Genomic DNA, 11,709 nt, shown 5'->3' with positions numbered 1-11,709 from the left:
TAGAGCCACGCATGGAAAGAACAACAATGATCACGAACCTGCCGCCCCTGGTTGTCATGGGCGTCTCAGGCTGCGGAAAGTCGACCGTCGGCGCGCTGCTGGGCGAGCGCCTGGGCGTGCCCTTCTTCGACGGGGACGACTTTCATCCGGCTGCCAACAAGGCCAAGATGGCAAGCGGCACACCGCTGAATGACGAGGACAGGGCGCCCTGGCTCGCCGAAATCGGTGCGGCGCTGGCAACACCCGCCGACGGAGCGGGCACGCGCATCATCGCCTGCTCGGCGCTCAAGCGCAGCTACCGGGACCTGCTGCGCAGCTTCGCACCTGACCTGGTGTTCATCCACCTTTCCGGCGAGGCAACCACCATTTCGGGCCGGATAAGCGGCAGGGCGCACGAATACATGCCCAGCAGCCTCCTGGCTTCCCAGCTTGCGACGCTGGAGCCGCTGGGGGCCGATGAGGTGCATATTCCCGTGGACATCCTCGGCGATCCGGCATCGCTGGTGGACGGCATCGTCCGCGAGCTGGAACTTTCCTAGCCCTACCTCTGGGGCAGGATCCCGGTTCCCGCGCCCTTGGCGAGTTTAAGTTCGGTGTTGATGATTTCGGCGGAGCACTGGAACTGCGCGTTGCAGCTTTGCAGAACGACAGTAGCTGCGGCCGTGCCCTCGTTGAACGCCATCACGTTGGGAACCACTCGGATGGTGACAGTCTGGGCCTGCCGGGTGCAGCTGAGCTGTTCGTTTCCGATGCCGCCGGCGATCCGTCCGTCGCTGACCCTTTGGGTGAGCTGGATGACGGGCACGGCGATGAGCAGGGTGGGGTCGGTGTCGCAGACGAAGGTCACTGGAATATCGACGGCGGCGCCGTCGGCGACGAGGATTCCGGGTCCCGCGGTGACGAGCGCCGCGGGGGCTGCGTGGGCGGGGGCGGCGATGCCCATGAGGCAGGCGGCGAGTGCGACGGCGGCGAGGCGGCTTTTGGTGCCTAACATCAGGTTCTTCCTTGGATAAAGGGTGTGGTGAACGGAAGCGTGGCGTCCTGCGTCGCCTGTGGCGGTGCCAGTGCTGCGACCGGGTGCCCGAATCTATGGGGCCATGTTTGTACGGTCATGTCCCCTGACGGCGGCGCCGTTTGGGGTGCCGCGCTGTGCTGCCAAACATCCGGCACTGTCAAACATCCGGCGCGGCCGAAAGTCCGGCTGGCCGCACCATCTCATGTACCGGGTGCACTGACAAGAGCCAAATGCAAAGGAAGCGGACGACGGCGGGAGGTCCCGCCGTCGTCCGCTTCCTTTTGTGCGTCAGCGGTTAGTGCCAGAGGCGTAATGCCAAAGGCTTAATGCCAGAGTCCGAGTGCGAACTCCGCGATCACGGTGGACAGCAGGAACGATGCGGTGACTGCCACCAGGCCCACCGGAATGATCTTCCAGCCGATGTTTTTCAGCAGTGGAATGTCCTTGCCCAGGGACAGGCCGGCGAGCGTCAGCATGACCGTGGCGATCGAGAGGAAGTCCACCGACTTGATGGGGCCGTTGAGTGCCGCGGCGCCGAAGAACCAGGGACTGGAGATGTAGGCGCCGATGGTGGTGATGTAGACGATGGCCGAGATCTTCTTTGTAAGCTTGGCCAGGGCGATACTGACCAGGACGAGGGCCAGCATGATCGCGTACCCGGCGACGATGGTCAGGCTGAATCCCTTGGCCGCGATCGAGGCCGTGCCGATGCCGAGGACGGTCAGGACCGAGAGGGACAGCCACAGCGGAAGGTGCATGGCCGCCGACGATTCGGCGACCCGTTCGCGGAAGCGGCGGTTTTCCTCCGCCTGCGCGGCGTCCCTGGCGTCCGCGCCGGCGAGTTCGGTGTCCGCGCCGGCGCCGCGGCGCTGGGCGTCCCCACCCTGGGCCGGGGCGCCGGCCGTGACTGCAGCCTCTTCGCGCGTCTGCCTGCGGGTGAGGACCCGGTAGAAACGGTCCGCCAGCGGCAGGGCGAGGTAGATGCCGACGTAGACGCCCAGAATGGTGGTGATCAGGTTGGAGATGGCCGCCATGCCCAGGATGGCCTCCTGGTCGCCGGGGTAGGCGGCGATGATGCTGGCGGAGGACGCCGCCATCATGGAACCGGACCCGACGCCTGCGCCCATGGCCAGGGCCAGGGGGTCGAAGATCTTCCAGTTGGACACGAGCGAGGTCAGCAGCGTGATGTAGACGGCGCCGAACAGGGTGCCGAAAACGTACATGGCCAGGACGCCGCGGTACTGGTCGGAGTCGGGCCCGTACTTTTCGGAGACCATGGCGAAGGACGGTTCGCGGTCAAGGGAGAACGTGGCTCCGACTGTCGCCTTGCCCATGCGGAGCAGCACGGCCAGCGGAAGCGCCAGCGCAATGGTGCCCAGCAGGTGGCCCACCTCCTGCAGCAGCAGCGCCGGGCCTGCCTTGAGCAGGGTGGGAAGGCTGGGCCCGATGTTGAAAGCCAGCCTGGCCACCAGGAGCAGCACGGCCACACCGACCAGGGCGGCGGCGACCCGCTGCAGGTCCAGGCCCAGCGGCTTGAATTTCTGGACCGAGACCAGCAGGCCGAGGATGAGGCCCCAGACCATGGGGAAGATGACGATCGCGCCGATGCCGACGTCGATCTTGGCCTGGCCGATCAGCTGGACCGCCAGCGCAATGACGAAGGCCAGCGCGGCGATGGGAAGCGTGAGCCGGGTGCCGGCCTTGTCTGTCCGCGCGGGAGTTGTGCTGGTGCTCATGGTGTGCCTTCCTGTGTGTCCGTCTGACGGCGGTAGGCCGCTTTGATCAGGCGTGCCCTTTCGGTGGGGGTGGTGGCCGCTGCGGCGACTGTCCAGGACAGCGCGGTGGCTGCCTCGAACATCACGGCATAGGCCTCCGGGGAGTCTGCCAGTGCGGCAAAGGCGTGGGAGTGGATGGGGACGTCCGCGCCGGGAATGCTCAGCCAGGGATGCAGGCTCGGGATGACCTGGGAGATGTTGCCCATGTCCGTGGAGCCGCCGCTGATGCCGGCCGAGGGCGAGGTGTCCTTGCCAAACACGTCCATGGCCTCGGTCCAATGCGCCGCCAGGGCGTCGTCCTGGATCAGCGGCGCGTAGAGCGGTTCCGTGTCCTCGATGGCCAGCGTGGCGCCGGTTGCCAGTGCGGCCCCCTCAAAGCAGCGGCGGACGCGCTCCAGCAGCACTTCGTATTCCTTCAGCGTGAAGGCCCGGCATTCAAACTCCACCACCGCGCGTTCCGGAATGATGTTGGTGACATGGCCGGCCTCTGCGACATACATGGCGATGCGGTGGTCGCCGGGGATCTGTTGGCGCAGGAGTCCGACGGCCACCTGGCTCAGCACGGCGGCGTCCGCGGCGTTCACGCCCTGGTGCGGGGCGGCCGCGGCATGGGCGGCTTTTCCCGTGAACGTCGCCCGGTACCGGCCCACAGCCTGGGCGCTGGTGCCGGCGGGGTTGTACGTCACCCCGTCCTGGACGGGATGAACCATCAGGGCCAGGCTGACGCCGTCGAAAGCGCCGCGTTCCAGCAGGAGCGCCTTGCCGCCGCCATGTTCCTCGGCGGGTGTTCCAATGGTCTTCAGGGTGATGCCCAGCTCGTCGACGAAGGGCCGCAGCGCCAGGGCGGCGGCGACGGAGGCGCCGGCGATCAGGTTGTGCCCGCAGGCGTGCCCGATGTCGGGCAGCGCGTCGTATTCCACGCACAGGGCCACCGTCAGTTCGCCGCTGCCGGCGCTGGCGGTGAAGGCCGTGGGGAGCCCGCCGGTTCCGCGTTCCACCTCGAAGCCGCCCTCGGCCAGCAGGTCTGCAGCCGCCCCCGCCGAGTGGACCTCCTCGAAGGACACCTCCTTGAGGGCGTGGATTTGCTGTGCGATGGCCAGTGCCCGCGGTTTCCACTTGCTGACGCCTTCGGCCAGGGCGGCGCGGAGGGCCGGTGCTTCTGTCGGTTCCATGATCATGCCTGCCCTAGTAGGAGAGGGACGGGAAGGGGGCGCCCGCTGCACGGGTCGGCACCCAGACTGCTTTGGTCTGCGTGTACTCGTCCAGGACGCCCGGGCCGGAGGAGCGGCCGTGGCCGGAGTCCCCGAAGCCGCCGAACGGGACGGCCACGTGGATGGTCTTGTAGGAGTTGATCCAGAATGTGCCGGCCTTCACCTGGCGTGCCACGTGGTGGGCACGGGAAACGTCCGAGGTCCATACCGCGCCCGCCAGGCCGAAGTTGGTGTTGTTGGCCCGGGCAATCGCCTCGGCCTCCGTGTCGAAGGCGTCGGCTCCGACGACGGGTCCGAAGACTTCCGTGGTTTCCAGGCGGTTCTGCGGCGTCACGCCGTCGAGCAGGGTGGGCATCACCCAGTGGCCGCCGGCCAGCGACGACCCGGCCAGGGCGTCGGGAAGCGTTCCGCCCGTGACCCGGCGTCCGCCGTCGTTCATTCCGGCCTCGATGAGCGAGGTGACGGTGGCGAACTGCTGCGCCGTGATGATGGGGCCCACTTCGGTGTCCGCGCTCAGCGGGTCGCCGACGCGCAAGCGGGCTGCCTTTTGCGCGACCAGCTCCACGAACCGGGCGTGCACGCTGCGCTCCACCAGGAGCCGCGACCCGGCCACGCAGGACTGCCCGGCGCCGGAGAAGATCGCGGCGATGGCGCCGTCGGCGGCGCGTTCCAGGTCCGCGTCCGCGAACACAATGTTGGCGCTCTTGCCGCCGAGTTCCAGCAGCGCGGGAATGCCGGCCTGCGCGGCAGCGACGGCAACCCGGCGCCCGGTGGGGACGGAGCCGATGAAGCTGACCTTGCCGACGCGCCGGTCGCTCGTAAGTGCCGCGCCGACGGTCTGACCCAGCCCCGTGGCCACGTTGAACACGCCTGCAGGCAGGCCGGCCTCGTGCGCCAGCTGCGCCAGCCGGACACTGGAGGCCGGTGTGAATTCGCTGGGCTTGATGATCACGGCGTTGCCCGCGGCCAGCGGAGCCGCGGAATTCCAGCCGGCGGTGAACAGCGGCGCGTTCCAGGGTGTGATGGCGACGACGACGCCCCAGGGGACGCGTTCCGTGTACGTGTGCCACGGGCCGGGAACGGGGATGGTCTGGCCTGTCAGTTTGTCCGCCCAACCTGCGTAGTAGCCGAACATCTCGGCGACCTTGGCGGCCTCCACCCGGGCGTCGCGGATGGGCTTTCCGGTGGTGGCGGACTCGAGGATGGCCAGCTCCTCCGCGTGTGCTTCCACTGTGCGGCTGACGTTGCGCAGGATGGCGGCCCGTTCGAACCCGTTCATTTCGCCCCAGGTTCTTGCCCCGGCGACTGAGCTTTCCAGGATGGCGTCGGCGCCCTCGGTGCCGGGGTCGGCGTAGGTGGCGAACGGTTCGCCCGTCGCCGCGGCGGTGAGGGTGATGCCCTCGCCGCTGCCGGGGACAGTCCTGCCGTCAAGGAATGCTCCGAGCCCTTTGGGGAACGCTGCGTCCAGGACCGCCCGCGCGGTGGCCGCTGACGAGGAAGTGGGTGCTGTGGTGGCGCTCAATGTGATGATCCTCTTTGTTCTCTGAGTCGTTTGCTTCGGGGTCAGTCAGACGACGGCGGTGGTGTCGTTTGTGCTTTCCGGTGCACCCGCGGGGGCTCCAGCGGGGGTGACGGCCGGGGCGACGGTCCGCGCGATCTCGGTGAAATCCGCGCGCGGTCCGAGGACGGCCAGCGCTTCCTGCCATTGGCCGGCGACGGCGGCCAGCAGTGCCGGATGTTCTCCGATCCGGGCGGCGACGTCGACGGCGAGTGCGGCGTCGCGCGCCATGAGCCCGAGCGAAAAACCGGAGTCGTGGGTACCGGAGAGCACCCAGTTCGGATACATGGCTGCGGAGACTTTGCTGCCGCCGGAGGCGCCGCTGATGCTTGCTGCCGCCGTGGCCGGATCAATGCCATAGGCCTTGGCGACTCCCAGGGCCTCGCCAACCGAGACGAGGTTGGCCGCGGCCAGGACGTTGTTGAGGAGCTTGACGACGTTGCCGCTGCCGGGCCCGCCGATGTGGTTGTACCTGCCGCCGGTGAGTGCCAGCAGGACGGGCTCGGCGGCGGCAAGGGCCGCATCGGTCGCCCCGACGAAGGCGCTCAAGGTTCCGGTTGCTGCGCCGTCGCGGCCGCCCGAGACCGGGGCATCCACGAACGCTGCGCCTTGCGCTTCAGCGAGTTCGGCCATCTGCTTGCTCGTTGCCGGCTCGGAAGTGGTGGTGTCGATGATTGCGACGGTTCCGGGGGACGCAAGGAGCTGCGGAACCGTGGACTCGACGACGCTGGCCGCGGGCAGTGAGAGTACCGCGTAGGGGGTGCCGGCGAGATCCTCGACGCTGGCGGTGATGGCGATGCCGGTGCCGGACGCGGCGGTCCGTGCCGCCTCAGAGGGGTCGAAGCCGGTGACGTCCCAGCCGGTGTTGTGGAGCGTGGCTGCCATCGCTCCGCCCATGGAGCCGAGGCCGATGACGGCGATGCGGCGTTCGGTGCTGGTGTTCATGAAGGTGCTCCTGGAAGGGGTAGGTGGTGCAGTCGCGGGAGCTGCAGGTCAGTCGAGGTAGATGTCGAGGTCTTTCCACAGCTGCTGGGTGCGCCGGATGGCTGCACGGCTGCGCTCGGGGTGCGCGGCCTCCATGCCCGCGAGCAGGCCGTAGACCAGTGAGTTTGCGGCGGTGACGGACTGGAAGAAGGAGATGCCTTCCGACGCCACCACCAGCAGGTGGTCGGCGACGGCCGCCAGGCGGCCGCGGCGCATATCGCTGATGGCGACGACCTTGGCGCCCGCCTGTTTTGCGGCTTCGGCGGTGACGATGATCTGCCGCATCGAGCGCCACATGTTGATGACCACCAGGACATCCCCGGGGCCCAAGGCGTTGGCGCTGGAGGCGAGGTGGACCGCGCCGCGGTTCTCGAGGGTAATGGGGTATCCCATGGTCGAGCCCAGATGGGCCATCACGCTGGCGGGGCCGGCGAACGAGCCCAGCCCCAGGACGATGATGGACTTGGCCGCCGCCATGGTGGCGATGGCCGCCTCCGCGTCGTCGGCCGTGTTGGAGTCCAGGGTCAGGCGCAGGTTCTCGATGTCGTGGTTGAGCGCATCATGCAGGGGACTGCGGTGTTCCCCGTGCTCGGTCAGGGTGTCCTCGGTGGAGATCATCACCAGATAGCGGGACCGCAGTTCCCGCTGGAGGTCCGGCCATCCCCGGTAGCCCAGGTGCTGGGCCGCGCGGACCACTGTCGAATTGTTGACGTCGGCCCGCTGGGCGATCTCTGCGATGTCTGCGTACGAGGAAAGCTGCGGGTTGCGCGCAATCACATCGACCACGCGGCTCTGGGCCTTGGACAGCGGAAGGTCCGGAAGCGCGTCGCCGAGCCACGCATGGGTGGCGGGACCCGCGCCGGTTTCCGTGCCGGGCTCCAGGCCGGCGGCGTTGGCGTTCAAGTCATACCTCATTTCTGTTACGGGATTCCTGGTACGTGGATCACTCTGCAAGATTGATTGCATCAAATGTACTCTGCAATTCTGTTTGCGTGAAGGGCTTTGTGGGTCTCCGGTGTGAAAATCCCGGGGTTGGCCGTCCATTGCAGCGGCGGCGGGACCGGTGGACCATGAGGGTATGAGCACCGAAATCCCGGGCGCCGGGGAGCTGAACCTCCCGCAGGCGTTCCTCGTTCTGGCAACGAATGACACGGACGGCGAACCGGAAGTGCCGCAGAGCGTCCTCAAAGCCGGACTGGCCGGGGCAATCCTGGCCGAGCTGGACCTGCTGGGCGCAATCGAGCTGCAGGGGAAATACGTCAGGGCCACCGGAGCCGCTCCGCAGTCTGACTTCCTGCACCAGTGGGAGCTGATCCACGACAAGTCCCGGCCGCACAGCCCGCGGCGGTGGGTTGCCATGCTGGAAAGCCGCGCCGAACTGCACCGCGTCTATGAGGGGATGGCGGCTCTCGGCATCGTGACCCATGTGGGCGAAAAGCATCTTGGCCTCTTCAGGACCACGCGCTACCCGGAGAAGGACCACGCTCCGGAGGCGGCACTTCTGGCGAGGATCGAAAGCGTACTCAACGGATCGCCGTCGGACGCCAGAACCGCTGCGCTGATTGGCCTGCTGCACGCGGCGGGCCTGATGGACAAGCTTTTCCCGGGGGCCAGTCCTGCCCGGCTCAAAGAACTGGCCGGTGATCATTGGCCTTCCCGTGCGGTGCGCGATGAGCTTCGCATGATCCGGCTGGCGGAGGCGGAGGCGGCCACGTAGCCGAAACCCTTGCAGGAAACCCAGCCTGCTGATTTACTGCCAGCACGGTTCCCTAAGCAAACGGGTCCGAGTGCATAGCGCGCTGCCATTGGGGGAGCACCTGTCGGAGGGGTTATGGCCGGGGAACATCGCGACGATTTGGTGATGCAGTCGCTGCTGCTGGACGAGATCGGCCAATCGGTTATCGGCATGGACGGCGACTGGCGCATCACGTACTGGAACCGCGCGTCGGAGCGGCTGTACGGGTTGGCCCCGGACAAGGTTCTTGGGCTCAAGATCACGGACCTGGGCATCATCGGCGGCGCCGAGGTCCGCGGCGGCGGCGCCACCGACCGCGAAATTGCCAACAGGGTGGCCCGCGGCGGGGACTGGGCCGGCGAACTGTGGGCCCGCCACAGCACCGGCCGTGAATTCCCCGTCCACGCCACAGTCAGCCGGATCAGGGGCCGGCACACCGTGCCCGTAGCCGTTGTCGCGATCTCGAAGGACATCACGGACCGCAAGCACACCGAGGCGATCCTGCGCAGGCTCTCGGCCATGGTCGAATCCTCCGGCGATGCCATCATCGGCGCCGACCTCACCGGGAAGATCACCAGCTGGAACGCGGGGGCGGCGAGGATGCTCGGCTGGAGCTCCTGGGAGGCTGTGGGACAGAGCCACGGCCTGGTAACGGCCGACGACGGCGCCTACTTCGGCACGGAGGTCACCTCCGGTTCGGGGAGCGGGGCGTTCGTCACCGGTGTGGAGTCCCGGTGGCGCTGCAAGGACGGGTCGGTGATCGACGTCGAACTGACAGTGTCCCCTGTCTACGACCAGGACGGCATCAGGGTGGGGGCATCCGCCATTGCCAGGGACATTACGGAGATCCAGCGGCTGAAGGCCGTGGCCGATGCCGAACGCGAGCGGCTGCTGGCTGCCCAGGAGATGGCCCACGTTGGAAGTGTCGAGCACACCGTTGCCACCGGGGAGACGTGGCATTCGGAGGAATTCGACCGGATCCTGGGAATCTCCGCCGGGGACCGGAAAGACCGGGAAGCCATCCTGGCGCGGACGCACCCCGATGACCGGGACCGTGTCCGCGACGTGTGGCAGAGCCTGGACCACGGGCTCGGTTTCGCCGACTTTGAATACCGGATCATTCGGCCCAGCGGAGAACAGCGTTGGCTGCATTCACGGATCCGGAGCATTAACGGCGCCGACGGCACCCCTGTCCGGTTCCTGGACACTGTCCTGGACATCACCGACCGGAAGAATGCTGAACAGATCCTCGAGTGGCAGGCGCGCCATGACGCCCTGACCGGCCTGCCGAACAGGTACATGGTCACCGAGGTCCTCCAGAATTTCCTGGACCGGACCGCCCGGCCGGTGGTGATGTTCGTCGACGTCGACCGCTTCAAGCTGATCAATGACGGCATCGGCCACGGCGCCGGCGACATGATCCTCGTGCAGCTGGGCGAGCGGCTGAAGGCCGCCGTCCGGGAAGGCGACACGGTGGGCCGGTTCGGCGGCGACGAATTCGTGGTGATCTGCGAGGGCCTGCAGATGTGCGGCGCGCAGGATCTGGCCGGGCGGATCAGGGAAGCGACCCGGCAGCCTTTCGACGTGGACGGCCGGCAGATCTACCTCAATGTCAGCGTGGGCATCGCCCTCGCGGACGTCGAGGATACCGCCGAGTCCATGCTTCAGGGGGCGGACGCCGCCATGTACCGGGCCAAGTCCGCCGGCGGGGATTCGTCAGCGATCTACGATGTCCGCATGACCGGGCGGGCCACCGGGCGCCTCGACCTGGAGTCCGATCTGCGCCTTGCACTGGACCGCAACGAGCTTTCCCTCAATTACCAGCCGATCATCGACGTTTCCACCGAGGGGGCCGTCGGCTTTGAGGCTCTGCTGCGCTGGCACCACCACGAACACGGCCCGATCATGCCCGATGCCTTTATACCGATTGCCGAGGAGACGGGCATGATCCTGCCAATCGGCACCTGGGTGCTCCGCGAGGCGCTGCGCCAGGTGCAGCAGTGGCGCACACAGGTCCCGGGAGCGGAGAACTTCACGGCGGCCGTGAACATCTCCGGCCGCCAGCTCGTGGCCGGCGATTTTCCCGACGTCGTCGAGGCGGCCATCCGCGATACCGGCATCGACCCCGCCGCCATCCACCTGGAAATCACCGAAACAGTGCTGATGGACCAGCCGGACCTGCCCAAGGAAACGCTCCAGCGGCTGGCCCGCCTGGGGGTAGGCTTGTCCATCGACGACTTCGGCACCGGCTACTCCTCGCTGAGCTACCTCAAGTGGCTCTCGGCACGGACCCTCAAGATCGACCGCACCTTCGTGGAGGAGCTGGGCGCCGATCCGCACGGGGCCACGATCATCGAACTGGTCCTTGGGATGGCCGAGAGCCTCCGGCTAGACGTCGTGGCCGAAGGCGTGGAAACCGCCGTCCAGCTGGGCGAACTCCGCCGGCTGGGTGTGCGCCTCGCCCAGGGGTACCTGTGGAGCAAGCCGCTGCCGGCCGAACGGATCCCGGCCTGGCTGCGGTCCCATCCGGCCAACGTTGCCGCCGCGATTTCCGCGCCGGTTGCCGCAGGAAGGTCAGCGGGGGAGCCCCTGCCGCGGGTGGGCTAAGGAGGCCGGTTGGCCAACTGGCCGGGAGTTTTTGTACAGATAATGGCCCCAAAACGCCGCCCCCCAAGTCGCGACAAGTGGACAAAAACTCGCCGGCGCGACCAGGTGTAGATTTGCAGCATGGAGGCCCGCAAACGCACGCGCCGCTGGGTCATGGCCGCCGCGGCGGGTGCCGCCGTGCTGGCGCTAGGGCTCGCGCTATTCAAGCCGTGGCTTCTGTTTGTTGACGTGCGCGTGGATGAGCAGCTGCCCACAGTCGCAGCCTCAGCAGTGCAGACGCCGCCAGCCCCCTCCGCCACCTCGAAGCCGCCCTCCGGAACCACCACGAAGATGCCCGCCGCTCCCGTTCAACTTGCCAAGGGTTCCCTCATTAGCCACGAACACGCCACCACGGGAACTGTCAGAATCATCCAGCAGCCCGGCGGCTCGCGGGTTCTGACACTGGAGAACCTCGACACTTCCAACGGCCCGGATGTGCACGTCTGGCTCAGCGCAGCGGACGTGGTGGAGGGAACTGCCGGATGGTTCACGGCCGGTTCCGCCGAACACGTTGACCTGGGGGTGATCAAGGGGAACCAGGGCAACCAGGTGTACGCGATCCCCGAGGACGTTGACCTGGCCAGGTACAGGTCAGTTGACCTGTGGTGCGTCCAGTTCAGTGTTTCGTTCGGAGCGGCCCAGCTCGCGAGGTGAGCGATCCGTTGACGCAAGAAGGACGACGGCGGGTGGTTCCGCCGTCGTCCTTCATTGGGGCGGAGTCTTTGTACAGATAATGGCCCCAAAACGCCGCCCCTCAAGTCGCGACAGGCGGACAAAAACTCCGG

At 67.4% G+C, this 11,709-nt stretch carries 10 protein-coding genes; 4 read left to right on the top strand and 6 right to left on the bottom strand.

Going from position 1 to position 11,709, the window contains the following annotated elements; all coding sequences use genetic code 11:
• The first annotated feature begins 11 nt into the window (after positions 1-11).
• A complete protein-coding gene (locus ARGLB_RS22290; RefSeq protein WP_003806455.1) occupies positions 12-539 on the top strand; it encodes a gluconokinase in 528 nt (175 codons plus the stop codon).
• A gap of 2 nt (positions 540-541) precedes the next feature.
• Here the strand turns inward: ARGLB_RS22290 and ARGLB_RS22285 are convergent, their stop codons facing one another.
• The 6 genes from ARGLB_RS22285 to ARGLB_RS22260 form a co-directional block, all read right to left on the bottom strand.
• Positions 542-994 (bottom strand): hypothetical protein, encoded by a 453-nt coding sequence (locus tag ARGLB_RS22285; protein ID WP_003806454.1) that lies wholly within the window; start codon positions 992-994, stop codon positions 542-544.
• A 344-nt stretch (positions 995-1,338) separates the two neighbouring features.
• A complete protein-coding gene (locus ARGLB_RS22280) occupies positions 1,339-2,751 on the bottom strand; it encodes a DUF3100 domain-containing protein (RefSeq protein ID WP_003806453.1) in 1,413 nt (470 codons plus the stop codon).
• Complete coding sequence (locus ARGLB_RS22275) at positions 2,748-3,968, bottom strand: amidohydrolase (protein ID WP_003806452.1); 1,221 nt, start codon at positions 3,966-3,968, stop codon at positions 2,748-2,750. The genes ARGLB_RS22280 and ARGLB_RS22275 overlap by 4 nt, the downstream gene beginning before the upstream one ends.
• 7 nt (positions 3,969-3,975) lie before the next feature.
• The gene (locus tag ARGLB_RS22270; protein WP_003806451.1) at positions 3,976-5,523 is read right to left on the bottom strand and encodes an aldehyde dehydrogenase family protein; all 1,548 of its coding nucleotides are present in this window, start codon (positions 5,521-5,523) and stop codon (positions 3,976-3,978) included.
• A 45-nt stretch (positions 5,524-5,568) separates the two neighbouring features.
• Positions 5,569-6,504, bottom strand: a complete 936-nt coding sequence (locus ARGLB_RS22265; RefSeq protein ID WP_003806450.1) for an NAD(P)-dependent oxidoreductase — start codon at positions 6,502-6,504, stop codon at positions 5,569-5,571.
• A 48-nt stretch (positions 6,505-6,552) separates the two neighbouring features.
• The gene (locus ARGLB_RS22260) at positions 6,553-7,458 is read right to left on the bottom strand and encodes a MurR/RpiR family transcriptional regulator (RefSeq protein ID WP_050934457.1); all 906 of its coding nucleotides are present in this window, start codon (positions 7,456-7,458) and stop codon (positions 6,553-6,555) included.
• Between the two features lie 163 nt (positions 7,459-7,621).
• Here ARGLB_RS22260 and ARGLB_RS22255 point away from each other — a divergent pair, with 163 nt between their 5' ends.
• The 3 genes from ARGLB_RS22255 (at position 7,622) to ARGLB_RS22245 (ending at position 11,578) form a co-directional block, all read left to right on the top strand.
• Positions 7,622-8,260 (top strand): GOLPH3/VPS74 family protein, encoded by a 639-nt coding sequence (locus tag ARGLB_RS22255; RefSeq protein WP_003806447.1) that lies wholly within the window; start codon positions 7,622-7,624, stop codon positions 8,258-8,260.
• Between the two features lie 114 nt (positions 8,261-8,374).
• Positions 8,375-10,885, top strand: a complete 2,511-nt coding sequence (locus ARGLB_RS22250; RefSeq protein ID WP_003806446.1) for a sensor domain-containing protein — start codon at positions 8,375-8,377, stop codon at positions 10,883-10,885.
• A 120-nt stretch (positions 10,886-11,005) separates the two neighbouring features.
• Complete coding sequence (locus ARGLB_RS22245) at positions 11,006-11,578, top strand: DM13 domain-containing protein (RefSeq protein WP_003806445.1); 573 nt, start codon at positions 11,006-11,008, stop codon at positions 11,576-11,578.
• Positions 11,579-11,709: the final 131 nt, after the last annotated feature.

Source organism: Arthrobacter globiformis NBRC 12137, from assembly GCF_000238915.1.
In the GTDB taxonomy this organism is placed as follows: domain Bacteria; phylum Actinomycetota; class Actinomycetes; order Actinomycetales; family Micrococcaceae; genus Arthrobacter; species Arthrobacter globiformis.
This window is presented reverse-complemented; position numbering and strand designations above follow the sequence as displayed.